This is a genomic window from Pseudomonas sp. GW822-FHT04H02 (assembly GCF_058800645.1).
Genome location: NZ_JBXAMM010000005.1, coordinates 575,893 through 600,793 on the forward strand (window position 1 = coordinate 575,893; position 24,901 = coordinate 600,793).

The 24,901-nt window shown below is 61.1% G+C and carries 26 protein-coding genes; 15 read left to right on the plus strand and 11 right to left on the minus strand.

Annotation, left to right across the window (positions count from 1 at the left end):
* Positions 1 to 22 precede the first annotated feature (22 nt).
* From rpe to trpE, 3 genes are all read left to right on the plus strand, one after another.
* Positions 23 to 697, plus strand: coding sequence for a ribulose-phosphate 3-epimerase (gene rpe / locus AC1RMG_RS24565; protein ID WP_011063809.1), 675 nt, complete (start codon positions 23 to 25; stop codon positions 695 to 697).
* The gene (locus tag AC1RMG_RS24570; RefSeq protein ID WP_011063808.1) at positions 694 to 1,512 is read left to right on the plus strand and encodes a phosphoglycolate phosphatase; all 819 of its coding nucleotides are present in this window, start codon (positions 694 to 696) and stop codon (positions 1,510 to 1,512) included. Before rpe ends, AC1RMG_RS24570 begins: the two co-directional genes overlap by 4 nt.
* A 71-nt stretch (positions 1,513 to 1,583) precedes the next feature.
* Positions 1,584 to 3,071, plus strand: a complete 1,488-nt coding sequence (trpE, locus tag AC1RMG_RS24575) for an anthranilate synthase component I (protein ID WP_011063807.1) — start codon at positions 1,584 to 1,586, stop codon at positions 3,069 to 3,071.
* 151 nt (positions 3,072 to 3,222) lie between these two features.
* On the opposite strand, the gene AC1RMG_RS24580 is transcribed toward trpE, so the two are convergent.
* Positions 3,223 to 3,663, minus strand: coding sequence for an Rrf2 family transcriptional regulator (locus AC1RMG_RS24580; RefSeq protein WP_015637243.1), 441 nt, complete (start codon positions 3,661 to 3,663; stop codon positions 3,223 to 3,225).
* A 238-nt stretch (positions 3,664 to 3,901) separates the two neighbouring features.
* Here AC1RMG_RS24580 and AC1RMG_RS24585 point away from each other — a divergent pair, with 238 nt between their 5' ends.
* The 8 genes from AC1RMG_RS24585 to AC1RMG_RS24620 all read left to right on the plus strand — a co-directional run bounded on the left by AC1RMG_RS24585 (position 3,902) and on the right by AC1RMG_RS24620 (position 13,122).
* Complete coding sequence (locus tag AC1RMG_RS24585) at positions 3,902 to 5,503, plus strand: ABC transporter substrate-binding protein (protein WP_311166920.1); 1,602 nt, start codon at positions 3,902 to 3,904, stop codon at positions 5,501 to 5,503.
* Positions 5,504 to 5,555: 52 nt separating this feature from the next.
* Entirely contained in the window at positions 5,556 to 6,515 is a 960-nt protein-coding gene (locus AC1RMG_RS24590) for an ABC transporter permease (RefSeq protein WP_210672665.1), read from the plus strand.
* 3 nt (positions 6,516 to 6,518) lie between these two features.
* Positions 6,519 to 7,346: an ABC transporter permease gene (locus AC1RMG_RS24595; RefSeq protein ID WP_011063803.1), complete on the plus strand. Its 828-nt coding sequence runs from the start codon at positions 6,519 to 6,521 to the stop codon at positions 7,344 to 7,346.
* Between the two features lie 2 nt (positions 7,347 to 7,348).
* On the plus strand, positions 7,349 to 8,980 hold the full coding sequence (locus AC1RMG_RS24600; protein WP_123397718.1) for an ABC transporter ATP-binding protein: 1,632 nt from the start codon (positions 7,349 to 7,351) through the stop codon (positions 8,978 to 8,980).
* A gap of 887 nt (positions 8,981 to 9,867) precedes the next feature.
* A complete protein-coding gene (locus AC1RMG_RS24605) occupies positions 9,868 to 10,461 on the plus strand; it encodes an aminodeoxychorismate/anthranilate synthase component II (protein WP_404673679.1) in 594 nt (197 codons plus the stop codon).
* Positions 10,462 to 10,470: 9 nt separating this feature from the next.
* Positions 10,471 to 11,520: an anthranilate phosphoribosyltransferase gene (gene trpD, locus AC1RMG_RS24610; protein ID WP_011063800.1), complete on the plus strand. Its 1,050-nt coding sequence runs from the start codon at positions 10,471 to 10,473 to the stop codon at positions 11,518 to 11,520.
* On the plus strand, positions 11,517 to 12,353 hold the full coding sequence (gene trpC, locus AC1RMG_RS24615) for an indole-3-glycerol phosphate synthase TrpC (RefSeq protein ID WP_011063799.1): 837 nt from the start codon (positions 11,517 to 11,519) through the stop codon (positions 12,351 to 12,353). Before trpD ends, trpC begins: the two co-directional genes overlap by 4 nt.
* A 67-nt stretch (positions 12,354 to 12,420) precedes the next feature.
* Positions 12,421 to 13,122, plus strand: a complete 702-nt coding sequence (locus AC1RMG_RS24620; RefSeq protein ID WP_493170446.1) for a lipoate--protein ligase family protein — start codon at positions 12,421 to 12,423, stop codon at positions 13,120 to 13,122.
* On the opposite strand, the gene crp is transcribed toward AC1RMG_RS24620, so the two are convergent.
* On the minus strand, positions 13,119 to 13,763 hold the full coding sequence (gene crp, locus AC1RMG_RS24625) for a cAMP-activated global transcriptional regulator CRP (protein WP_011063797.1): 645 nt from the start codon (positions 13,761 to 13,763) through the stop codon (positions 13,119 to 13,121). The two genes, AC1RMG_RS24620 and crp, sit on opposite strands and share 4 nt — an antisense overlap.
* Before the next feature lie 236 nt (positions 13,764 to 13,999).
* Here crp and AC1RMG_RS24630 point away from each other — a divergent pair, with 236 nt between their 5' ends.
* On the plus strand, positions 14,000 to 14,422 hold the full coding sequence (locus tag AC1RMG_RS24630; protein ID WP_009045862.1) for an OsmC family protein: 423 nt from the start codon (positions 14,000 to 14,002) through the stop codon (positions 14,420 to 14,422).
* A gap of 72 nt (positions 14,423 to 14,494) precedes the next feature.
* Here the strand turns inward: AC1RMG_RS24630 and coq7 are convergent, their stop codons facing one another.
* The 6 genes from coq7 to hemJ form a co-directional block, all read right to left on the minus strand.
* Positions 14,495 to 15,142 (minus strand): 2-polyprenyl-3-methyl-6-methoxy-1,4-benzoquinone monooxygenase, encoded by a 648-nt coding sequence (gene coq7, locus AC1RMG_RS24635; protein ID WP_011063796.1) that lies wholly within the window; start codon positions 15,140 to 15,142, stop codon positions 14,495 to 14,497.
* Positions 15,143 to 15,268: 126 nt separating this feature from the next.
* Positions 15,269 to 15,607, minus strand: a complete 339-nt coding sequence (locus AC1RMG_RS24640; protein WP_011063795.1) for a histidine triad nucleotide-binding protein — start codon at positions 15,605 to 15,607, stop codon at positions 15,269 to 15,271.
* Positions 15,608 to 15,677: 70 nt separating this feature from the next.
* A complete protein-coding gene (locus tag AC1RMG_RS24645; protein ID WP_019092760.1) occupies positions 15,678 to 16,466 on the minus strand; it encodes an SDR family NAD(P)-dependent oxidoreductase in 789 nt (262 codons plus the stop codon).
* A 62-nt stretch (positions 16,467 to 16,528) separates the two neighbouring features.
* The gene (locus tag AC1RMG_RS24650; RefSeq protein ID WP_169892544.1) at positions 16,529 to 17,449 is read right to left on the minus strand and encodes a DUF805 domain-containing protein; all 921 of its coding nucleotides are present in this window, start codon (positions 17,447 to 17,449) and stop codon (positions 16,529 to 16,531) included.
* A gap of 96 nt (positions 17,450 to 17,545) precedes the next feature.
* Positions 17,546 to 18,514 (minus strand): NAD(P)H-dependent flavin oxidoreductase, encoded by a 969-nt coding sequence (locus tag AC1RMG_RS24655; protein WP_019092762.1) that lies wholly within the window; start codon positions 18,512 to 18,514, stop codon positions 17,546 to 17,548.
* A gap of 32 nt (positions 18,515 to 18,546) precedes the next feature.
* Positions 18,547 to 18,978 carry a protoporphyrinogen oxidase HemJ gene (gene hemJ, locus AC1RMG_RS24660; RefSeq protein ID WP_011063791.1) on the minus strand — a complete coding sequence of 144 codons (432 nt, stop codon included), beginning with the start codon at positions 18,976 to 18,978 and terminating at the stop codon, positions 18,547 to 18,549.
* A 135-nt stretch (positions 18,979 to 19,113) separates the two neighbouring features.
* On the opposite strand from hemJ, the gene argC reads away from it, so the two are divergent.
* Positions 19,114 to 20,148 carry an N-acetyl-gamma-glutamyl-phosphate reductase gene (gene argC, locus AC1RMG_RS24665; RefSeq protein ID WP_072443688.1) on the plus strand — a complete coding sequence of 345 codons (1,035 nt, stop codon included), beginning with the start codon at positions 19,114 to 19,116 and terminating at the stop codon, positions 20,146 to 20,148.
* Between the two features lie 168 nt (positions 20,149 to 20,316).
* On the plus strand, positions 20,317 to 20,667 hold the full coding sequence (erpA, locus tag AC1RMG_RS24670; protein WP_011063789.1) for an iron-sulfur cluster insertion protein ErpA: 351 nt from the start codon (positions 20,317 to 20,319) through the stop codon (positions 20,665 to 20,667).
* A gap of 70 nt (positions 20,668 to 20,737) precedes the next feature.
* On the opposite strand, the gene AC1RMG_RS24675 is transcribed toward erpA, so the two are convergent.
* The gene (locus tag AC1RMG_RS24675; protein WP_152686482.1) at positions 20,738 to 21,829 is read right to left on the minus strand and encodes an anhydro-N-acetylmuramic acid kinase; all 1,092 of its coding nucleotides are present in this window, start codon (positions 21,827 to 21,829) and stop codon (positions 20,738 to 20,740) included.
* 3 nt (positions 21,830 to 21,832) lie between these two features.
* Positions 21,833 to 23,254, minus strand: a complete 1,422-nt coding sequence (locus AC1RMG_RS24680) for a peptidoglycan DD-metalloendopeptidase family protein (protein WP_493170453.1) — start codon at positions 23,252 to 23,254, stop codon at positions 21,833 to 21,835.
* 209 nt (positions 23,255 to 23,463) lie between these two features.
* Between AC1RMG_RS24680 and tyrS the strand changes: the two genes are divergently transcribed.
* Entirely contained in the window at positions 23,464 to 24,663 is a 1,200-nt protein-coding gene (tyrS, locus tag AC1RMG_RS24685; RefSeq protein ID WP_053154182.1) for a tyrosine--tRNA ligase, read from the plus strand.
* On the opposite strand, the gene AC1RMG_RS24690 is transcribed toward tyrS, so the two are convergent.
* Positions 24,650 to 24,901, minus strand: a 252-nt coding sequence (locus tag AC1RMG_RS24690; RefSeq protein WP_493170449.1) for a hypothetical protein, incomplete at its 5' end; no start/stop codon positions are given. The two genes, tyrS and AC1RMG_RS24690, sit on opposite strands and share 14 nt — an antisense overlap.

Here is a 24,901-nt window from a genome sequence, read left to right on the forward strand (position 1 = left end):
TTCTGCTCAAAAAAGGTGCGTCATGCAGCCCTTCGCTATTGCTCCGTCGATTCTCTCCGCCGACTTCGCCCGTCTGGGCGAGGAAGTGGACAATGTCCTGGCCGCCGGCGCCGACATCGTGCATTTCGATGTCATGGACAACCACTATGTGCCGAACCTGACCATCGGCCCGATGGTCTGCGCTGCGCTGCGCAAGTACGGGATCACCGCGCCGATCGATGCACACCTGATGGTCACTCCGGTGGACCGCATCATCGGTGACTTCATCGAAGCGGGCGCCACCTACATCACCTTCCACCCCGAAGCCACGCTGCATGTGGACCGTTCCCTGCAGATGATCCGCGAAGGCGGTTGCAAGGCCGGCCTGGTGTTCAACCCGGCAACTCCGCTGGACGTGCTCAAGTACGTGATGGACAAGGTCGACATGGTGCTGCTGATGAGTGTCAACCCGGGCTTTGGCGGGCAGAAGTTCATTCCGGGCACCCTCGACAAGCTGCGTGAGGCTCGTGCCTTGATCGATGCCTCCGGGCGGGATATCCGCCTGGAAATCGACGGTGGGGTGAACGTGGGCAACATCCGCGAAATCGCTGCCGCAGGCGCCGATACCTTTGTGGCAGGCTCGGCGATCTTCAATGCGCCGAACTATCAGGAAGTCATCGAGAAAATGCGTGCCGAACTGGCGTTGGCGCGACCATGAGCGCCTTTGAGCAGCTGTTCCAGGGGCGCCTGCCACGGCTGGTGATGTTCGACCTGGATGGCACCCTGGTCGATTCGGTACCGGACCTTGCGGCCGCCGTGGATCAGATGCTGCTCAAGCTGGGGCGCAAGCCTGCCGGTGTCGAGGCGGTGCGTGAGTGGGTTGGCAACGGTGCGCCCATGCTGGTGCGCCGGGCCCTGGCCAACAGCCTGGAGGCCCAGGGTGTCGACGATGTCGAGGCCGAGTATGCGCTGGAGCTGTTCAATACCGCCTACGAGGACAGCCACGAGTTGACCGTGGTCTATCCCGGTGCGCGCGAGACTCTCAAGTGGCTGCACAAGCAGGGCGTGGAAATGGCCCTGATTACCAACAAGCCCGAGCGTTTCGTGGCCCCCTTGCTGGACCAGATGAAAATCGGTCGGTATTTCCGCTGGATCATCGGCGGCGATACCCTGCCGCAGAAGAAACCCGACCCGGCGGCGCTGTTCTTTGTGATGAAGATGGCCAGCGTGCCGGCCTCGCAATCACTGTTCGTCGGCGATTCGCGTAGTGACGTGCTTGCAGCCAAGGCAGCGGGGGTCAAGTGCGTCGCCCTGAGCTACGGCTACAATCACGGCCGGCCGATTGCCGAGGAGTCGCCGGCGCTGGTGATCGACAACCTGCGGGCGCTGATCCCCGGTTGCTTAGAACCTGCCGCTGAGATAACGTTGCCCGACGCTGTTCCATCCCATTCTGGAAACTCCATCGTGGTGGTCACTCGCAAACTCTGGATGAAAGTCATCAAGGCCCTGGCCCGCTGGCGTTGGCGCGCCTGATTTTTGTCTGGCCGGCCCTGCCGGCACGTTTGCATACCTGACTGTTAGACCCTCAAGCCACGAGGCACCCCATGATTCGCGAAGAATTCCTGCGTTTGGCCGCAGCCGGTTACAACCGTATCCCGCTGGCCTGCGAAACCCTTGCCGACTTCGACACCCCGCTGTCGATCTACCTGAAACTGGCCGACCAGCCCAACTCCTATCTGCTGGAGTCGGTGCAGGGCGGTGAGAAATGGGGGCGTTACTCGATCATCGGCCTGCCGTGCCGCACTGTGCTGCGGGTGCACGGCTTCCAGGTCAGCGTGACCCATGATGGCGTGGAGATCGAAAGTCACGAAGTGGCCGACCCGCTGGCCTTCGTCGAGGAATTCAAAGCTCGCTACAACGTCCCGACCATCGCCGGCCTGCCGCGTTTCAACGGTGGCCTGGTGGGCTATTTCGGCTATGACTGCGTGCGTTATGTCGAGCCGCGCCTGGGCCCGTGCCCGAACCCGGATCCGATCGGTGTGCCGGATATCCTGTTGATGGTCTCCGACGCGGTAGTGGTGTTCGACAACCTGGCGGGCAAGGTGCACGCCATCGTGCTGGCCGACCCTGGCCAGGACAACGCCTTCGAAGCCGGCCAGGCACGTTTGCAGGAATTGCTGGCGCAACTGCGCCAGCCGATCACTCCGCGTCCGGGCCTGGATTTCAGCAAGCAGCTGGCCGCCGATCCGCTGTTCCGCTCCAGCTTTACCCAGGCTGACTATGAACGGGCCGTGGACACCATCAAGGAATACATCCTGGCCGGTGACTGCATGCAGGTGGTGCCGTCCCAGCGCATGTCCATCGATTTTTCGGCGGCGCCCATCGACCTGTACCGGGCGCTGCGCTGCTTCAACCCGACCCCTTACATGTACTTCTTCAACTTCGGTGATTTCCACGTAGTGGGCAGCTCGCCGGAAGTGCTGGTGCGGGTCGAAGACAACCTGATCACTGTGCGGCCGATCGCCGGTACCCGCCCGCGGGGCGCCTCCGAGGAGGCCGACCTGGCCCTGGAGCAGGACCTGCTGTCGGACGCCAAGGAGATCGCCGAGCACCTGATGCTGATCGACCTGGGACGCAACGACACCGGTCGGGTCTCGGAAATCGGTTCGGTGAAACTCACCGAAAAGATGGTCATCGAGCGCTATTCCAACGTGATGCACATCGTTTCCAACGTCACCGGCCAGCTCAAGGCCGGGCTGACGGCCATGGATGCGCTGCGGGCGATCCTGCCGGCGGGCACCCTGTCCGGCGCACCGAAAATCCGTGCGATGGAAATCATCGACGAGCTGGAACCGGTCAAGCGTGGGATCTATGGCGGCGCCGTGGGTTACTTCGCCTGGAACGGCAACATGGACACTGCCATTGCCATTCGCACGGCGGTGATCAAGAACGGCGAGCTGCATGTACAGGCCGGCGGCGGGATTGTTGCCGACTCGGTGCCGACCCTGGAGTGGGAAGAGACGCTGAACAAGCGTCGCGCAATGTTCCGTGCCGTGGCACTGGCGGAACAGACCCCTGCATCCAAGGCTTGAGGAGTTGCTGTCGTTGATTGGTTTTATGAGGATCCTGATGTCTATCAGGTCCTCATGAAATCCAGTGCTGTGGTGTATATCAATCGAGCGCGGGAGCGAAAGCGCCCAGCTGCTGCGCTGATGAAGGCCCCGAGCATGGCGCCCTAAGGTCTTAGGCCTGCCTGATGTTTTCCTGCGGCTTTTCGAAGGCAACGAACAGTTGGTCTGCGGTGATAGTGCCCAGGTCCAGGCGCATGTTGGCTTCAAGCATGGCGAACAGGCGGGTGAATACATCGAATACCTTGCAGTGTTCTTCCATGCCTGAGAACGGGTTGTCGATCTTCTCGGCGATCAGCGAGCTTTCCTGTACGGCGTCATAGACCTCACGCAAGGTGATATCGCTGGCTGGGCGTGCGAGGGTCAGGCCGCCGTGGGCGCCGCGCCATGACTTCAGAATATTGGCTTTGACCATCAACGACACGAGACTGCGTACCCGGGTGGGATGAGTCTTGACCCACTTGGCAATGGTCTCGGTACGCAACCTCTGCGGCGCGTTGGCCGCTACGAACGAGAGGATGTATGAGGCGGTGATCAGGCGGGTCGACTGACTCATCTAGTTTGAATTCTCTCTTCAGTGGTAGGGCAGTAGCGACATTCCGATCTGCCCCTTCGAACCGATAGTACTGACAAAACCCCGCCTAGCAAGAGCCTCGCTCGTAAAGAAAAGGGGATTGGCAGCGACCTGTTTTTGAGCTTAATGTATTTGTCACGATGACAATTACAAATATTTTGCATCAGTGCGTGCGAGGTCGGCTGAATCCTTTTCTCTGCGGTTCAACAGAGGCAATGCCATGAGCGATAACAACAACAAAATAACTCAAGCGATGCACGACAGCGGCCTGCCGCGTCGGGATTTTCTCAAATACAGCGCAGCGGCGGTTGCCGTGGCCGGGGCGTTTTCAATGGGCTTGCCGCAACGCGGCTGGGCCGGGGAGGCCACCCCGAAAGCGGGCGGCGTGCTGCGCATGGGCCTGGCCGGTGGCAGTACTACCGATTCTCGTGATCCAGGTTCATGGAGCGACACCTTTACCTTTGTCGGTTTCTCGGCGGTGTACAACACCCTGAGCGAAATCGGCGTCGATGGTACGGCGATCCCCGAGCTTGCCGAGCGCTGGGAATCCAGCCCCGATGCACGCATCTGGACCTTCACCTTGCGCCAGGGGGTGACCTTCCATAACGGCAAGACTCTGGATGCCGGCGATGTGGTCGCCTCAATCGGGCATCACCTGGGCGACAAGTCCACCTCGGCGGCCAAGACTGTGCTCGGCGATGTTGCCAAGGTCAGCGCCCAGGGCAATGACACCGTGGTGTTCGAACTGCATTCGGGCAATGCCGACTTCGCCTACGTGGTGGCCGATTATCACCTGGTGATCATGCCCGCCAAGGACGGCGCCGCCGACTGGCAGGCAGGGATCGGCACCGGCGGTTATCGCCTCAAGGGCTTCGAACCCGGCGTGCGCATGGACCTTGAGCGCAGCCCGGATTACTGGAAAACCGGCCGCGCGCATTTCGCCAGCGCCGAGCTGCTGGCCATCGCCGATGGCGCCGCGCGGGTCAACGCCCTGGTCACCGGCCAGGTCGATGTGATCAACAAGGTCGATCTCAAGACTGTCGCCTTGCTCAAGCGCAACCCCAATCTGGTCATCGAAGAGACCAAGGGAGCCCAGCACTACACCTTCCCGATGCTGACCGACAGCCAGCAGTTCCAGGACAACAACATCCGTCTGGCGCTCAAACATGCGATCAACCGCGAAACCCTGCTGGCCTCGGTGCTTTATGGCTATGGCCAGATTGGCAACGACCACCCGATCCAGCCCGGTAGTCGCTTCATCAACAGCGCCCTGGAGCAGCGTGGCTATGACCCGGACAAGGCGCGTTTCTACCTGCGCCAGGCCGGGGTCGATTCGCTCAAGGTGCGCCTGCAGGCCTCCGATGCCGCTTACACCGGAGCGGTGGATGCCTCGGTACTGTTCAAGGAGCAGGCACGCCAGGCCGGTATCGACATCGACGTGGTGCGCGAACCTGCCGACGGCTTTTTTTCCAATGTATGGATGAAGCAGCCCTTCACCACCTCGTTCTGGTACAGCAGCCTGACCGCCGACCGCATGTTCAGCATCGGCTACGCCAAGGGCGCGGCATGGAACGAGACGCACTGGGACAACGCCCGTTTCAACCAGCTGCTCAACGCCGCTCGCGGCGAGATGAACGCGCCGCTGCGCCAGGAGATGTACAACGAAATGCAGGCCCTGTGCCGTGACGAGGGCGGGGCGATCGTGCCGCTGTTCGCAAGCTCCGTGGCCGCACGCTCCAAGCGCGTGGCCCACGGCGGGCTGACCGCGCCCTACGGCGAGCTCGATGGCCTGCGCTTGATCGAGCGCTGGTGGCAGGCGTAAGCCCGACACTTTTTGCACCTTTCTTCGTTGATCCTGTTCGAGGAGCTGTACGGTGAATAGCCTTTGCAAACTATTGCTCCAGCGCCTGGCCCTGGGCCTGTTGTCGCTGTTGGCGGTGTCGGTGATCATCTTCCTGGCCGTTGGCATGCTCCCGGGCGATGTCGCCCAGGCCATGCTCGGCCAGGCGGCAACTCCCGAGACCGTCGCTGCCTTCCGTGCCCAACTGGGCCTGGACCTGCCGCCGCTGACCCGCTTCGGCCACTGGGCCTGGCAACTGCTGCACGGTGACCTGGGCCTGTCACTGGCCAACCAGCGGCCGATTGCCGAGCTGATCGGCACGCGCCTGGGCAACACCTTTACCCTGGCCTTGCTGGCGGCGCTGGTGTCGGTGCCGGTAGCCTTGCTGCTGGGCATGCTCGCGGCGCTGTACCGCAACAGTTGGTTCGACCGCCTGCTCAACACCAGCGCCCTGAGCGCGGTGTCGTTCCCGGAGTTTTTCGTCGCCTATATCCTGATCCTGGTGTTCGCGGTCAAGCTCAACTGGTTGCCGAGTATCTCCAACCTGGCTCCGGGGGCATCGTTCGCCGAGGTGCTGGAGCGCTCGCTACTGCCGGTGCTGACCCTGAGCCTGGTGGTGATCGCGCAAATGATGCGCATGACCCGCGCGGCCTTGATCAACGTGCTGGCCAGCCCCTATATCGAGATGGCCCGGCTCAAGGGCATCAGCCAGGCGCGGATCATCTTCCGCCACGCCTTGCCCAATGCCCTGGCACCGATCATCAACGTGGTGGCACTGAACCTGGCCTACCTGGTGGTCGGCGTGGTGGTGGTCGAGGTGGTGTTCGTCTATCCGGGGCTCGGCCAGTTACTGGTCGACTCGGTGTCCAAGCGCGATATCCCGGTGGTGCAGGCCTGCAGCCTGATCTTCGCCGCCACCTACATCCTGCTCAATACCACGGCCGACGTGCTGTCGATTGCCAGCAACCCACGCCTGATGCATCCGAAGGGGTAAGCCATGAGCCTGATCAAAGCGTTGTTGCGGGCGCCCATGAGCGCCCAGTTCGGCCTGCTGGTGATTGTTGCCTACATCCTGGTGGCGCTGTTCGCGCCGGTGCTGGCGCCGTATGGCGAGACTGAAGTGGTCGGCGAAGGTTTTGCGCCCTGGGGCGGGCAGTTCCTGCTGGGTACCGATAACCTGGGCCGCGACATGTTCAGCCGCCTGGTGTATGGCGCGCGCAACACTCTGGGGATTGCCTTCCTGACGACGCTACTGGCCTTTGCCGTCGGCGGTTTCTGCGGGCTGGTAGCGGCGATCAGGGGCGGCTGGATCGACCAGGGCCTGTCGCGGCTGGTGGATATCCTCATGGCCATCCCGCAGCTGATCTTTGCCTTGCTGATCCTCAGCGTGGTCGGCACCAACGCCACCTCGCTGGTGCTGGTGATCGCGCTGCTGGATGCCACCCGGGTGTTTCGCCTGTCACGGGCGGTGGCGATGACCGTGGTGGTCCAGGACTTCGTCGAGGCCGCCCGGCTGCGTGGGGAAGGGTTGTGGTGGCTGGTCAGCCGCGAGGTGCTGCCCAATGCCGCCGCGCCGCTGATTGCCGAGTTCGGCCTGCGTTTTTGCTTCGTGTTTCTGTTCATCAGTGCGTTGTCGTTCCTGGGCCTGGGCATCCAGCCGCCGACCGCCGACTGGGGCAGCATGGTCCGCGACAATGCCGTGCTGATCACCTTCGGCGATATCAGCCCGCTGCTGCCGGCCCTGGCAGTGGCGCTGATCACCGTCAGCGTCAACTTTGTCGTGGACTGGGTGCTGCATCTATCCAGCGGCCTGAAGGAGTGCTGAGCATGACCGTTCATCCAAGTGACAAGCCGCTACTGGAAATCCACGACCTGCGTATTGAAGGCCATTATCAGGACGCTTGGCACCCGCTGATCAAAGGCATCGACTTGAGCTTGCAGCGGGGCGAAGTACTGGGCCTGATTGGTGAATCGGGGGCGGGAAAGTCGACTCTGGGCCTGGCCTCCATGGGTTATGTGCGCGACGGCTGCCGTATCACGGGTGGCTCGGTGCGCTTCGATGGCCAGGAACTGGTGGGCGCCAAGCCCGAAGCCCTGCGCAAGCTGCGCGGCCTGCGTATCGCCTATGTCGCGCAAAGCGCGGCGGCCTCGTTCAACCCCGCGCACCGGCTGATCGACCAGCATGTCGAAACCGCGGTAAGGAACGCTGGTATCGACCGTGCCAAGGCACAAGCCGAAGCAGTGGAGCTCTACCGCATACTGCGTCTGCCCAACCCCGAGCAGATCGGCCAGCGCTACCCTCACCAGGTCTCCGGCGGTCAGTTGCAACGGGTGATGACCGCCATGGCCATGGCCTGCCACCCGGACCTGATCATCTTCGACGAACCGACCACGGCGCTGGATGTCACCACCCAGATCGAAGTGCTGGTGGCGATTCGCGATGCGGTGAAAACCTACGGGAGCGCCGCCTTGTACATCAGCCACGACCTGGCAGTGGTGGCGCAAATGGCCGACCGCATCATGGTTCTGCGTCACGGCAAGCTGGTGGAGGAGGCCGACACCCGGACCATGCTCGACGCCCCGCAGCAGGATTACACCAGATCGCTGTGGGCAGTACGTAGCTTGCGCACCGAACCCAAGCCGTGCCCACCGCAGGCAACACCGCTGCTGGAGGTACGCAAGGCCAGCGCCAGCTACGGCCATCAGCCGGTGCTGCATGATGTCTCGCTCAAGCTCTATCGTGGCCAGACCCTGGCGGTGATCGGCGAGTCGGGCAGCGGCAAGAGCTCTACGGCACGCTTGATCACCGGGTTGTTGCCGCCGACCAGCGGCCAGGTGTTGTATGACGGAAAAGCGCTGCCAGCTGATTATCGCCAGCGCAGCAAGGAGCAATTGCGCCGATTGCAGATGATTTACCAGATCCCCGACACCGCCCTCAACCCGCGCCAGCGCATCGTCGACATCATCGGCCGGCCGCTGAGTTTCTACCTCGGCCTCAAGGGCCAGGCGCTGCGCCAGCGGGTCGCCGAGCTATTGGAGATGATCGAGCTGGACCCGGCGTTGTACATGGATCGCCAGCCCCGCGAACTGTCTGGCGGGCAGAAGCAGCGGATCTGTATCGCCCGGGCTCTGGCGGCCGAGCCGCAACTGATCATCTGCGACGAAGTCACCTCGGCCCTCGACCAACTGGTGGCCGAAGGCGTTCTGAAGCTGCTCAACCGCATCCAGCAGCAACTGGGCGTGGCCTACTTGTTCATCACTCACGACGTCGCCACCGTGCGCGCCATTGCCGACGAGGTACTGGTGATGCAGCGTGGGAAGGTGGTCGATCACGGCTGCCGGGAGGAGATCTTTACCCCGCCGTACCGCGACTACACCGGCTTGTTGTTCTCCAGTGAGCCAGAAATGGATCCGGACTGGCTCGACCATTTGCTGGAGAAAAGGGCGCTGGTTTCCTGACTTGGCCATGGCAAGAAAAGCGCCCCTTTGATCAAGTGGCCGTGCTTCTGGGGCCAGAAGAGGCGGAACGCCCCTTGAGCCGCACGGCTAAGAAGGCGCAAACAGGCTGCCACCACCTTAAAGAGCGCCGTTTCGGTGATGGACTTGTGGCGTTTAAAGGGCCTCCAAGCCATCTGCCGAGGCGGGCTGCGCAAAGCGGTTTGCATGTCGTGCCGCCCGGCGCTCTGGAGCGCACGGCATACGCGGGGCCAGCCATGCATTGCGCTCCAACGGAGTGGGGTAGGTATCAACCAGCGGAGTGAGTGCCGCAAGACCCAGCGGCAAATTGCAATCGACGCAGCCCCTTGATGAACGGTACAATCGCGCCTCGAAGCTCGGCTGCGGAACGCCGTCGAGTGCTCAATTACGGTTAGGTCCTATGCTTTGCATTGCAACGATTCGTTTTAGTCAGTGGTGGCGCTTCCAATAGGAAGCGGCACGTCGTTGCGGTTTTTTAACCGAACCCTGCCGCCGTAATCGGCAAGCAGGGATCAAGGATCTAATAGCTCTCCGGCACGGCGGCTCCAAACCCCAGGAGAACGCTGCATGCCAATCAGTCTCCCCACGCAGTACACCTTCGCCCGGCGGCAATGCCATCGGGTGCATCGTCATGCCCAACGTTCTGCCGGCTTGCGCTGGCGATGGCCGACGATGGCGTGGCGAGCTGAGCGACATTGCATAGATAAGGCGGTTCAAATCCATCACCTTGTCTGCCCTGCCGACAGCTTGCAGCATCCGGGTGCGCAAGCTTGCCCGGCACGCTCCACTGCGCTTGTGTATATCAATGTGCATATCGACACCCTGAGTTGCATGCACACCTACTTTAAAATCAATAAGTTGGAGCATGTATGCTGCTGATGATTGATAACTACGACTCCTTCACCTACAACGTCGTCCAGTATCTGGGCGAGTTGGGAGCTGAGGTGAAAGTAGTGCGCAATGACGAACTGACCGTGACTCAGATCGAGGCGCTCAAGCCCGAGCGCATCGTGGTCTCGCCCGGGCCTTGCACGCCGACCGAAGCCGGTATTTCCATCGAGGCGATCAAGCATTTCGCCGGCAAGCTGCCGATTCTCGGCGTATGCCTGGGGCATCAGTCCATCGGCCAGGCCTTTGGCGGCCAGGTGGTGCGTGCCCGGCAAGTGATGCACGGCAAGACCAGCCCGGTGTTCCACCGTGACCTGGGGGTGTTCAACGGCCTGAACATGCCGCTGACCGTAACCCGTTACCACTCGTTGGTGGTCAAGCACGAGAGCTTGCCCGAGTGCCTCGAAGTCACGGCCTGGACCCAGCTGGAAGACGGCTCCGTCGACGAGATCATGGGGTTGCGCCACAAGACGCTGAATATCGAGGGGGTGCAATTTCACCCCGAGTCTATTCTCACCGAGCAGGGCCACGAGCTGTTCGCCAACTTTCTCAAACAGAGCGGCGGCACGCGCTAAGGACTTTTCATGGATATCAAGACTGCCCTGAGCCGTATCGTCGGCCACCTGGACCTGAGCACCGAAGAAATGCGTTCGGTAATGCGTGAAATCATGACCGGCCAATGCACCGATGCGCAGATTGGCGCCTTCATGATGGCCATGCGCATGAAAAGCGAAAGCATCGACGAGATCGTCGGTGCGGTATCGGCAATGCGCGAGCTGGCGGACCGGGTCGAGCTGAAAACCCTGGATGGCGTGGTGGATGTAGTGGGCACCGGCGGCGACGGGGCGAACATCTTCAACGTGTCCACGGCTTCCTCCTTTGTGGTCGCAGCGGCCGGTTGCACTGTGGCCAAGCACGGCAACCGCGCGGTGTCCGGCAAGAGCGGCAGCGCCGACCTGCTGGAAGCGGCAGGGATCTATTTGAACCTGACCCCGGTCCAGGTGGCGCGCTGCATCGATAACGTCGGCATCGGCTTCATGTTTGCCCAGTCCCATCACGGGGCGATGAAATATGCCGCCGGCCCGCGTCGCGACCTTGGCCTGCGCACCCTGTTCAACATGCTCGGCCCGCTTACGAATCCGGCCGGAGTCAAGCATCAGGTGGTAGGCGTGTTCACTCAGGCGTTGTGCCGGCCCTTGGCCGAAGTCTTGCAACGCCTGGGCAGCAAGCACGTTCTGGTGGTGCATTCCCAGGATGGTCTGGACGAGTTCAGCCTGGCTGCGCCCACCTATGTGGCCGAACTGAAGAATGACCAGATCACCGAGTACTGGGTACAGCCCGAGGATCTGGGCATGAAGAGCCAGAGTCTGTTCGGCCTGGTGGTGGAAAGCCCGGCGGCCTCCCTGGAGCTGATCCGCGATGCCCTGGGGCGCCGCAAGACCGAGCATGGCCAGAAGGCCGCCGAAATGATTGTGCTCAATGCGGGTGCGGCGCTGTATGCCGCCGATCATGCCAGTAGCCTGAAAGAGGGCGTGGCCCTGGCTCACGACGCCTTGCACACCGGCCTGGCCCGGGAGAAGCTCGAAGAGCTGGGTGCCTTTACCGCGGTGTTCAAGCAGGAGAATGAAGGATGAGTGTGCCGACAGTTCTGGAAAAAATCCTCGCCCGTAAAGCCGAGGAGGTTGCCGAGCGCAGCGCCCGCGTCAGCCTGGCCGAGCTGGAAACCCTGGCGCGTGCTGCCGATGCACCACGGGGTTTCGCCCGGGCCTTGCAGGACCAGGTCAAGCTCAAGCAGCCGGCAGTGATAGCCGAGATCAAGAAGGCTTCGCCGAGCAAAGGCGTGATCCGTGAGAACTTCGTTCCGGCGGACATTGCCAAGAGCTACGAGAAAGGCGGTGCCACTTGCCTGTCGGTGCTGACCGATGTCGATTACTTCCAGGGTGCCGATGCGTACCTGCAGCAGGCCCGCGCCGCCTGCAAGCTGCCGGTGATCCGCAAGGATTTCATGATCGACCCGTACCAGATCGTCGAAGCCCGTGCCCTGGGCGCCGACTGCGTATTGCTGATTGTCGCTGCGCTGGATGACGCGCGGATGGCGGAGCTGGCGGCGGTGGCCAAGGGCGTTGGCCTGGATGTGCTGGTGGAAGTGCATGACGGTGATGAGCTGGAGCGGGCGCTGAAGACCCTCGACACACCTCTGGTTGGGGTCAACAACCGCAACCTGCACACCTTCGAAGTCAATCTGGAGACCACCCTCGACCTGCTGCCACGCATTCCCCGCGAGCGCCTGGTGATTACCGAGAGCGGCATCCTCAACCGTGCCGATGTCGAGCTGATGGAAATCAGCGATGTCTATTCGTTCCTGGTGGGTGAGGCGTTCATGCGTGCCGAAAGCCCGGGCAGCGAATTGCAGCGTCTGTTCTTCCCTGAGCGCGGCGTGCCGGTCAGCGGCTCGACCCTGGACTGAACCCGTGACAATGAACAAGCCGGCGATGCCGGCTTTTTCATGCCTATCGCCAAGGATTTCTACTGCCATGACTCAACCCCTTGCCTTGACTGTCGAAGCCGGCCTGCAGGCCGAGCAAGATCTGCTGGCCCTGGTGTGTACCGGTGAACAAGAGTTCGGCCTGCTGTTCTGGCAGCCCAGTGACCGGGCGTTGGTGATGCCTCGGCGCTTGAGCCGCCTGCCTGGATTTGAACGGGCCTGCGAGGAGTCGGCCGCTAACGGCTGGCCGGTGCTGTTGCGCGAAACCGGCGGCGAGCCGGTGCCGCAGTCGGTGGCCACGGTGAACATCGCCCTGGTCTACGCCCCGCCGCGCAGCGAAGGGGATCAGGGCCGGATCGAAACCGCGTACCGGCGCCTGTGTCAGCCGATCTGCGACCTGCTCAGCGAACTGGGGGGCAACCCGTCATTGGGCGAAGTGGAAGGGGCGTTCTGCGATGGTCGCTTCAACGTCAACCTGGACGGGCGCAAGATGGTCGGCACCGCCCAGCGCTGGCGTCAGAGCAAGGGTGGCCAGCGGCCAGTGGGCCTGGTGCATGGTGCCTTGCTACTGGATAACGAACGCGATTCGATGGTGAACGCGGTCAATACTTTCAATCAGGCCTGTGGCCTGGAACAGCGCTGCCGGGCCGAAAGTCATATCGCCCTGCACGAGGCCTTTGCGGCGCCCGATGCGCTAGTGCGGCTGGAGAGTCTGTACCGGCAGATGCTCAAGGGCTTCCTGGCGGATTAGCGGGTGCCGAACACCACCATGGTCTTGCCCTTGACGTGAACCAGGTTGCGTTCTTCCAGATCCTTGAGGACGCGACCGACCATTTCCCGTGAACAACCGACGATCCGGCCGATTTCCTGGCGGGTGATCTTGATCTGCATGCCATCCGGGTGGGTCATGGCGTCCGGTTGCTTGCACAGCTCCAGCAGGCAGCGGGCAACCCGCCCGGTCACGTCGAAGAACGCCAGGTCGCCGACCTTGCGCGTGGTGTTGCGCAGGCGCTGGGCGATCTGCCCGCTGAGCACATAGAGGATGTCCGGGTCGTTCTGCGACAGTTCGCGGAACTTGGCGTAGCTGATCTCGGCAACCTCGCACTCTACCTTGGCGCGCACCCAGGCGCTGCGCTGCTGCTCATGGCCGGCCTCTTCGAAGAGCCCCAGTTCGCCGAAGAAGTCTCCGGCATTGAGGTAGGCGATGATCATCTCCCGACCGTCATCGTCTTCGATGAGGATGGTCACCGAGCCCTTGATGATGAAGTACAGGCTGTCGGACACATCACCGGCGCAGATGATGTTGCTCTTGGCCTGATACCGGCGGCGTTGACAGTGCATGAGCAACTTGTCGAGATTTTTGATCTTGGGGGTGGGGGCAATAGCAACCATGGTTGTATCCCGAAAAGACTGCACGGTATGAGGTGTTTTTTTTATGGGGCGTAAAACGAAGGTGTTGAACGCTGGCGATGCGCCAGTCATTTGGCGTCAGCTTAACAGACACGTCCTTGGCTCAATTAAGATTTTTCTTATCGAAAACCGGTAATGAGGGACAAACGGTCAAAGCGCTGTGGCTGGAAAACCCTGTGCTAAGCTGGCGACCCTTTTTTAACAGTGGAGTCTTGGCGATGAAGGCACGCATCCAATGGGCTGGCGAAGCCATGTTCCTCGGCGAGTCGGGCAGTGGCCACGTAGTGGTGATGGATGGCCCGCCGGAAGCCGGTGGCCGCAACCTGGGTGTTCGCCCTATGGAAATGCTCCTGCTCGGCGTGGGCGGTTGCAGCAACTTCGATGTGGTCAGCATTCTCAAGAAGTCGCGCCAGGCGGTTGAAAGTTGCGAGGCGTTCCTGGATGCCGAGCGTGCCACCGAAGACCCCAAGGTCTTCACCAAGATCCACATGCATTTCGTGGTCAAGGGCCGGGGCCTCAAAGAAGCCCAGGTCAAGCGGGCCATCGAGCTGTCTGCCGAGAAATACTGCTCGGCGTCGATCATGCTCGGCGCGGCCGGTGTGGCCATCACTCACGATTACGAAATCGTCGAGCTGGGCTGAACCCGCGCGGATTCTGGCGGTAAAAGAAAAGGGCGCGTCGATAGCGCCCTTTTTGATGCCCGTGGTTTGGAATCAGATCCGGTAGGTGCTCTTGGTCATGACCTTGGCCAGCAGGCTCATGCCGAATTTCACCGGCGCCGGGAAGCGGAACCCGCCGGCTTCGAGCGCGGTTTCAGCGTGATGTTCTTCGTCGATGCGCATCTGTTCGAGAATCGCTCGGGACTTTTCGTCTTCGGCCGGCAGTTGCTCCAGATGCTCGTTCAGGTGCTTGCACACCTGGTCTTCAGTGGCGGCAACGAACCCCAGGCTGACCTTGTCGCTGATCAGGCCTGCCGCGGCGCCGATGCCGAAGGACAAACCGTAGAACAGCGGGTTGAGCACGCTCGGGTGGCTGCCCAACTGGCGGATGCGCTGTTCGCACCAGGCCAGGTGGTCGATTTCTTCTTCGGCGGCATGTTCCATGGCCTGGCGTACCTGAGGCAGCTTGGCGGTCAGGGCCTGGCCCTGGTACAGCGCCTGGGCGCAGACTTCCCCGGTGTGGTTGATGCGCATCAGGCCGGCCACGTGCCGGGTGTCCTCGTCACTCATCTGCGCTTCCGGCTGCACGATGGCCGGCGACGGGCGATAAGGTTGGCCGCTGAAAGGCAGCAGCGTGCGCATCGCCATATCGGCTTGCAACAGCAGGCGGTCGATCGGCGAGTAGTGACGTTGGGTAGTCATGCTTATCTCCGGGAGAAATCTCGGCGGCCAGTTTACTCCAATCAAAGGAGCGAAAACTGCGCTGGATCAGCGCACCCTCGTCCTCGATGGTCCGAGAGGGCGCTGCGCAAGGGGTGGGGCGGGCAATCAGCCCGGCGGCCAGTTCATCTGGCGCTGACCCAGCACGTGCATGTGAATGTGATACACGGTCTGCCCACCCAGCTCGTTGCAGTTCATGACCACCCGGAAGCCGTCTTCGCAGCCTTGCTCCTTGGCCAGGCGCTGGGCGGTGAACAGAATGTGTCCGGCCAGGGTCTTGTCGTCCTCGGTGAGGTCGTTGAGGGTACGGATGGGTTTCTTCGGGATCACCAGGAAATGCACCGGCGCTTGCGGGGCAATATCGTGGAAGGCCAGAACCTGGTCGTCCTCGTAGATGATCTTCGCGGGTATTTCTCTGTTGATGATCTTGGTGAACAGAGTATCCACAGCTGTTTCTCCATTGGGTTGGTCCGGGCCGAGTGTACTCAGGTGCACAAGGTGCGCCCAGCCCCGACTCTTAACGTGGGCAGTAGGCCCGATTGACGTAACCGACGATCTTGCGGGTCAGCCAGCGTGAACTCAGGCGGGCGCTGAAGGCCATCCAGCGGTTCAGGCGGCCGGGAATGATGATGGCGCGGTTCTTTTCCAGGGCGCGCACCGCATACAGCGCAACCTCCTCGGGGCTCATGAGCAGCTTGCTGTCCTTGAGTTTGGTGGTGTCCATTTGTGCGGTGCGGAAAAATGCGGTGCGGGTCGGCCCCGGGCAGAGTACCGAGACCTTCACCGCGCACTTCTTCAATTCTTCGCGCAACCCTTCGGAGAAATGCAGGACATAGGCCTTGCTGGCGTAGTAGCTGCTCATCCAGGGGCCGGGATAGAAGGCTGCCACCGAGGCGACATTGAGGATCTGCCCGCCGCCCAGCAGCGCCATGCTGTTGCCCAGGGCATGACACAGGCGGGTGAGGGCGAGGATGTTGACCTCGATCAGGTCCTGCTCGGTCATCCAGTCCTGGGCCAGGAACGGGCCGCTGGTGCCGATGCCGGCGCAATTGACCAGCAGGTCGATCTGCCGGTCACCCTCCTCCAGCTCCAGCAGGAAACCGGACAGGCGCAGCGGTTCGCCCAGGTCGCAGGCGCGGAACAGCACTTCGACGCCGAAGCGCTGGGTCAATTCCAGGGCGATGCATTCCAGCTGATCACGCTGACGGGCCACGAGAATCAAGTTACGGCCGCGCCGGGCCAGTGCTTCGGCCAGGGCCAGGCCTATGCCGCTGGAAGCACCAGTGATCAGAGCGTAACGGGTCATGCATTTCTCCATCGCAACGGCCGGCGGCCTGCGACGGGGGAGGGTCGCAGGCCCGGGCGCGTTTATTCTTGCTCGGACTCGGATTCTACAGGGGCGGCGATATCGGCGGGTTCGGCATCTTCATCGGCGCTGCTGGAGTCGATGCTTTCGCTGTAGCTGGTTTCGCTGTAGCGATCTTCCAGGGAGCTCAGACCGCCGGCCACCATGCCCACGATCAGCACGACGATCAGGACGACCCACATCCAGGACAGCACCTTGACGGCGGTGGTGTTGGGCGGTGGTGGTGCGCCGTAGCGGTTGGCCACGTTGCTGCCCGGGCTGACCATCAGCACCAGAGGGAAGATGCTGCCGACGATGGGCACGAAGTTCAGCAGCCACAGCCAGCCCGACCAGCCGAGATCGTGCAGGCGCTGCACGCTGATCTGAATGCTGACCACGAGGAAGCCGATGAAGACCACGATACCGCCGACAATCCCCAGGCCGGTGAGCAGGGTGGAATTGAACACCGCCGCGGACAGGATACCGAAGAAGGCGCCTACCCCGACCACGGCCAGCATGGCCACCGTCAGGACCAGAGTCCAGGCGAGGTAGCGCAGGCGACCGATACGGCCTTCGAAGCTGAATACGTTGAGTGCGGCGTATTGTGGGATTGCATCGCCTACTGCGGCTTGCGGGGGCGCATAGGGCGACTCGCTGAGGCTGCTGGCCCTGGGTGTGGGGGTTACTGCGTCTAGATCCAGCTTCAGGGCCTGCTCGGATTCGATGCGGGCATCGATCCCGGCGTTCTTCAATGCTTCCAGATAGCGCTGGGCGTCGGCCTGCGTCAGGTCGCGCTTGAGCTCCACCTGCTGGCCGCTGAACAGGCGTTCTACGGCGGCGGCATCGCTTTTGAACAGTTCGGCGAGGTTCAGTTGGGCAGTGGCTTTTTCCACGCCGGGCAGCAATGTGCCGTCGAAAACGATCTTGTAGCGGGTTTCGCTCATGGGGGCATCCCTGTCACTTGAAAAGAAGGTTTACATAAAAGACCGACAGTTTAAGGCCAGCGCCCCTCGGCTGGCCAAAAAACTAATGAGAACGGGTTAACGTGGCCAGCGTTTGCTCAGTTGGCTGGCGCGTTGCTGGGCCGCCTGATATTCGCTGTCCAGGCGTGCGATCAATTGGTCGACGCTGGGCAGGTCGTCGATTTCACAAACCCCCTGGCCTGCGGACCAGACGGTTTTCCAGGCTTTTGCCTCATCGCTGATGGGTTTGAGCTTGGAGCCGAAGTTGATCTCACCTTTGCCTTGCAGGGCGGCCAGGTCGAAACCTGCGTTCTCCAGGCTTTGGCGCATGAAGCTGGCAGGTACTCCGGAAACCGCGGCGGTATGCACGATGTCGGCGGCTCGAGAGCTGAGTAGCATCTCTTTATAGGCATCCGGTGCGTGGCTTTCGGTAGTACCGATAAAGCGGGTGCCCAAGTAGGCGAGGTCGGCGCCAAGCAGCTGTGCGGCAAGAATCTCGTGGCCCCGGTTCAGGCAGCCGGCCAGTAGCAGGGTCTTGTCGAAGAACTGGCGGATCTCGGCGACCAGAGAGAAGGGGCTCCAGGTGCCTGCATGGCCACCCGCTCCGGCTGCGACGGCGATCAGCCCATCGACGCCCGCCTCGGCGGCTTTCTCTGCGTGCCGGCGGGTGGTCACGTCATGAAATACCAGGCCGCCGTAGCTGTGCACGGCGTCCACTACTTCCTTGACCGCGCCGAGGCTGGTGATGACGATCGGTACCTTGTGCTCGATGCAGATCTGCAAGTCGGCCTGCAGCCGTGGATTGCTGTTGTGCACGATCAGGTTCACGGCGTAGGGAGCAGGGTTCTCCAGCTTGGCCAGGCCCGCTTCGATCTCCTCCAGCCAGGCCTTGAAACCGCTGCTTTCGCGCTGATTGAGGGCGGGAAAGCTACCCACCACACCATTGCGACAGCAGGCCAGGACCAGTTCCGGGTTGGAGATCAGAAACATCGGCGCGGCCACCAGGGGCAGGCGCAGACGTTGTTCGAGCAAAGCGGGCAGTGACATTGGAGTACCCCCAGGGAAGCGACTAGTTAGAGTTAGAACGGCCGTACAACGACCAAAATTACAATAGCCAGCAATATCAGAACCGGTACTTCATTGAACCAGCGATAAAAGACATGGCTGCGGGTGTTTTCGCCACGGGCGAAGCGCTTCACTTGCGCGCCGCACATGTGGTGATAGCCGATGAGGATGACCACCAGGGTCAGTTTGGCGTGCATCCAGCCGCCCTGGCCGAAATACGCGCTGGGGTTGAGGCTGATCAGCCAGATGCCAAAGATCAGTGCCGCGATCATCGCAGGCCCCATGATGAAGCGGTACAGCTTGCGTTCCATCAGGCAGAAGCGCTCGCGGCTGATGCTGTCCTCGCTTTGGGCGTGGTAAACGAACAGGCGTGGCAGGTAGAAAAGGCCGGCAAACCAGCAGACCACGCTGACGATATGAAAGGCTTTGAGCCATAGATAGAGCATTTTTAGTTATTCCCAGGTTCACGGTGGCGAAGATAGTAGAGGGTAGAGCGTCCGCACGTCACCTTGACGGTTGTCGCAGGGGCGCGCCGCCCCTATTATCGGCAGCTTTCCAGTGGGTTCGTTGAGGGCAGGTTTATGGTCAAGGTCGGTATCGTCGGCGGCACGGGTTACACCGGTGTCGAACTGCTGCGTCTGTTGGCACAGCATCCGCAAGCGCGAGTGGAAGTCATCACTTCGCGATCCGAGGCTGGCCTGGCCGTTGCTGACATGTACCCGAACCTGCGTGGCCATTACGACGGCCTGGCGTTCAGCGTGCCGGATATCAAGACCCTTGGTGCCTGTGACGTGGTGTTCTTTGCCACCCCCCATGGCGTGGCGCATGCACTGGCTGGCGAACTGCTGGCTGCGGGGACCAAGGTCATCGATCTATCGGCGGACTTCCGCCTGCAGGATGCCGATGAGTGGGCCAAGTGGTACGGTCAGCCTCACGGTGCCCCTCAATTGCTGGAGGAAGCGGTCTACGGCCTGCCGGAAGTCAATCGCGAACAGATCAAGAAAGCCCGTTTGATTGCGGTTCCTGGCTGCTATCCAACCGCAACCCAGCTCGGTTTCCTGCCGCTGCTGGAAGCCGGTCTTGCCGACACTTCCCGGCTGATCGCCGACTGCAAATCCGGTGTCAGCGGTGCTGGCCGTGGCGCCAGCGTCGGGTCGCTGTACTCGGAAACTTCCGAAAGCATGAAGGCCTATGCGGTCAAGGGGCACCGTCATTTGCCGGAAATCCGTCAGGGCCTGCGCCGGGCAGCAGGCAAGGAAGTTGGCCTGACGTTCGTACCGCACCTGACGCCGATGATTCGCGGTATCCACTCCACGCTCTACTCCACGGTGGTGGATAAGTCGGTGGATCTGCAGGCGTTGTTCGAGAAGCGTTATGCCAATGAGCCGTTTGTCGATGTAATGCCGGCCGGCAGCCATCCGGAGACCCGCAGTGTGCGGGGTGCCAACGTGTGCCGGATTGCCGTGCACCGGCCGCAGGATGGTGATCTGGTAGTGGTACTGTCGGTCATCGACAACCTGGTCAAGGGCGCTTCGGGCCAGGCGGTGCAGAACCTCAATATCCTGTTCGGCCTGGATGAGCGTCTGGGGCTGTCCCACGCGGGCATGCTGCCTTAACGTCGTTTTTGCGTGAACAAAAAGGCCCGTCTGACGGGCCTTTCTGCTTTATACGGGTGGCTGTACGACTATTGATATACCGTAACAATAGTTGACCGCTTTTCTGGGAGAAGCGGATAATGCGCGTCATTACGCAGTATGGCGGCTTAACGCCGGGAGATAGTCAGCATGAGCGTTGAATCCTTCACCCCCACGGCTTTGCAATTCACTCAAGGTGCAGCGCACAAGGTGAAGACCCTGGTCGATGAAGAGGGTAATGATCGCTTGAAGCTGCGCGTATTCGTTACGGGCGGCGGTTGTTCGGGGTTTCAGTACGGTTTCACTTTCGATGAGGAAGTGGCCGAGGATGACACCATCGTCGAGCGCGAGGGCGTGAGCCTGGTGGTCGATCCGATGAGCTTCCAGTACCTGGCCGGTGCTGAAGTGGACTACCAGGAAGGCCTGGAAGGTTCGCGGTTCGTGATCAAGAACCCCAATGCCACCACTACCTGTGGTTGCGGGTCGTCGTTCTCGATCTGACCAGCCGGCAGTAGCCATTCGCCGAACGCCGCAGGGGCCTGGGATCCTGCGGCGTTTTGCTGTCTGCTGTTCAAGCCGGGTAGATGGCGCCTAGTACACGCAGGCCACGGGCGCCGGTGACGCTGGGCCGGTTGGCAGCGATGCCTTCCAGGCAGCAGTGGGCCAGCCAGGCAAACGCCATAGCCTCTACCCAGTCGGGATCTACGCCATACGCCGCAGTGCTGCTGACCCGTGTTTGCGGGAGGAGGGCTGCCAGGCGGCCCATGAGCGCTGCGTTATGCGCGCCGCCGCCGCACACCAGCAGCTCCTGGGTGTCACTTTGAGCGCTCTGCAGCGAATCGACGATGGTTAGAGCTGTCAGTTCGAGAAGGGTAGCCTGCACGTTTTCGGCGGCAATAGCGCCCCGTGCCCTCAGATGCCGCTGTAGCCAATCAAGATTGAATACCTCGCGCCCGGTGCTCTTCGGGCCTTGGGTGGCGAAGAACGGGTCGCTGAGCAGGGCTTGCAGTAGGGGAGGATCAACCTGGCCGCTGGCAGCCCACTGGCCATTGCGGTCGAAGTTCTCTGCGCGTTGGGCCTGGATCCAGGCATCGAGCAGGACGTTGCCCGGGCCACAGTCGAATCCGGCCACCGGCTTGGCGGTTTCGATCAGGCTCAGGTTGCTGAACCCGCCGACGTTCAGCACGGCGCGGTTTCCCGGGCGCTGGTCGAACAGGGCTTCGTGAAAGGCCGGAACCAGCGGCGCGCCTTGCCCGCCCGCCGCCACGTCGCGGCTGCGGAAGTCGCTGACAACAGTGATCCCGGTCAGCTCAGTGAGCAGGGCCGGATTGCCGATCTGCACCGTGAACCCGCGGCTTGGCTCATGGCGCACGGTTTGTCCGTGGCTGCCGATAGCGCGAATGTCTTGAGGGTGCAGTTGCTGTTGTTGCAGAAGCTGGTTGATGCCCTGGGCGGCCAGCTCGACCCAGTGCTGTTGGGCGATGGCGGAACGGGCGATCTCGTCGGGGCCACTGGCGCACAAACCCAGGAGTTCGGCGCGCAGGGTATCGGGCATGGGGATGTAGCGAGTGGCGACCAATCTGAGCGCCGGGCTTTGCTCGATCAGGGCGATGTCCAGGCCATCAAGGCTGGTACCGGACATCACACCTATATAGAGCGCCATGGCTTAGCGCTTGCTCGAGGCCAGCATCGTGGCCTTTTCCTGATCCATCCGGGCCATCAGAGGCTGGCTCTGCTGCAGGAAGCGTGCTCGTTCGGCCTTGGCGATCGGGTCGGCCATGGGCAGCTTCTGGCCCAGCGGATCCACGTGGACACCGTTGACCTGGAACTCGTAGTGCAGGTGCGGTCCGGTGGACAGCCCGGTGGTACCGATATAGCCGATGACCTGGCCCTGTTTCACCGAGCCGCCAGTCTTCACACCCTTGGCAAAGCCCTGCATGTGGCCGTACAGGGTGCGGTAGGTGTTGCCGTGCTGGATGATCACGGTATTGCCATAACCGCCACGACGGCCAGCTAGCAGCACCTTCCCATCACCGGCAGCCTTGATTGGCGTGCCCCGTGGCGCGGCATAGTCCACGCCCTTGTGGGCACGGATCTTGTTCAGGATCGGGTGCTTGCGGCCCATGGAAAAGCGCGAACTGATGCGAGCGAAGTCCACCGGTGTACGGATGAAGGCCTTGCGCATGCTGTTGCCATCAGCGGTGTAGTAGCTGCTGGAACCCTGTTTGTTGGTGTAGCGCACTGCGGTGTAGGTCTTGCCACGGTTAGTGAAGCGCGCGGAGAGGATATTGCCTGTGCCGACTACCTTGCCGTTGGCGACTTTTTGCTCATAGATCACGTCGAATTCGTCACCCTTGCGAATATCCTGGGCGAAGTCGATGTCGTAGCCGAAAACGTTGGCCATATCCATGGTCAGGCTGTGGGACAGCCCGGCGCGTGCGGCAGACTGCGAAAGCGAGCTGTTGATGACGCCGTGGACATAGGCGGAACGAACCACTGGCTTGGTGATCACGCGGCTGAACGTAAAGCCCTTGGGGCCTTTGGTCAGGGTGATGGTTTCCAGGTCGCTGACCTTGCTGTGCAGGTTGTTCAGTTGGCCATCAGGCGTCAGCTCGAACTCCAGCTTCTGGCCATGCTTGAGCTGGGAGAACTGCTTGGCCTGCTTGTCGCTGGCCAGTACTTCATGGACAGAAGTGGCTGGCAGGCCAACCTTTTCAAAGAGTGTGGAGAGGGTGTCGCCCTTGGTGACCAGAACTTCCCTGTGGCCGGGGGCTTTTGGCTCCTCCACGGCAGCAGGCACAGGTGCGGTTTCTGCGGTTTGCGTGGTGTCTTCGGCGGTGTTTTCGATCTGTGCGAAAGGTGAGGCAACGGCCTCGCTTGTGGCTTGTTCGGTGGATGCGGCGTCTTGATCTTGTGTCAGTTGCTCGATCGGGCTTTCCAGATCAAGGCTCAATGTCGTTTTTTTTGCTTCTACATCACTGGATGGAAATACCAGAAGGGCCAAGCTGAGAAGGGCCGCGATGCCACTTGCGGCGAGCAGGTGGCTCTTCGGATAAAGCGGTGGCGCTTTAGACGGTTCGGTGGTCATAGGTAATTTGACTTTGAAAAGATGAAATGGAAAAGATGAATGACATGATGAAGATGAAATAACTGTATAAAATATAACCAAATCATCTGTGACGCAAGGGCGCGGGCACTCTGCTTTCGGAATGCTCCCGTACGCCGGGCAAAACTTGTAATTAGTCCATGATCTTGTATGGTTGGTTCCCTTTTGAATCTGAGCCTTGCGGGTCTGTTATGAAGTCGGTTGAAGAGCAGCTAGCGCTGATCAAACGTGGTGCGGAAGAGTTGTTGGTCGAGTCCGAGTTGATCGAGAAGCTCAAGCGCGGCGAACCGCTGCGCATTAAGGCTGGCTTCGATCCGACGGCGCCGGATCTGCATCTCGGGCATACCGTACTTATTAATAAGCTGCGTCAGTTCCAGGACTTGGGTCACCAGGTAATCTTCCTGATTGGCGACTTCACCGGCATGATCGGTGACCCCAGTGGCAAAAGTGCCACGCGCCCACCCTTGACTCGCGAGCAGGTCCTAGAAAACGCAGAGACCTATAAAAGCCAGGTTTTCAAGATTCTTGATCCTGCCAAGACTGAGGTGGCTTTCAACTCCACCTGGATGGACAAGATGGGGCCGGCGGACTTCATTCGTCTAACTTCCCAGTACACCGTTGCGCGGATGCTCGAGCGCGACGACTTCGACAAGCGCTATTCGACCAATCAGCCGATTGCCATTCATGAGTTCCTGTATCCGTTGGTGCAAGGCTATGACTCGGTGGCATTGCGCGCCGATGTCGAGCTGGGCGGTACCGACCAGAAGTTCAACCTGCTGATGGGGCGTGAGCTGCAGCGCGGTTACGGTCAGGAGGCTCAGTGCATTCTGACCATGCCATTGCTCGAAGGGTTGGATGGCGTCAAGAAGATGTCCAAGTCTCTGGGTAACTATGTCGGTATCCAGGAGGCGCCTGGCGTGATGTACGGCAAGCTGGTGTCCATTCCTGATGCGTTGATGTGGCGTTACTTCGAGTTGCTCAGCTTCCGCTCCATGGATGAGATCAATGCATTCAAGGCGGATGTAGATGCTGGCGCTAATCCGCGTGACATCAAGATCAAACTGGCCGAAGAGATTGTTGCGCGCTTCCATGGTGAAGAGGCTGCTGCAAATGCTCACCGTGCCGCAGGTAACCGCATGAAAGATGGCGAACTGCCTGATGATCTGCCGGAAATCGAGCTGGTTGCTGCCGAGGATATGCCGATTGCGGCTGTCCTTAATAAGGCAGGGCTGGTGAAGAACGCCGCAGTGGCTCGGGATCTTCTAGGTTCGGGTGGTGTGCGGGTGGATGGTGAGGTTGTCGATCGCACCTATATATATGCAGTAGGTTCAACCCATGTGTGCCAAGCCGGCAAGAAGGCATTTGCACGTATTACGCTTAAATCCGAATAAAACTGAAAATAGGTGTTGACGGCGAATTATATCTCTCTATAATTCGCCCCACTTCCGGCGCAGTCGAAACGGAAAACTCCTTGAGATTCAACGAGTTACGCGGTTTTCGGCAGCGGTTACGCTTCAGTTCATCGAAGCCAGAAGCAGTTGGTAAGGCAGTGAGTTTTCGCCTTATTAACGATTCGATCCTCTCGGTCGAAAGCGGTTGAAAAGAGGTGTTGACAGCAGCGTGTAACGC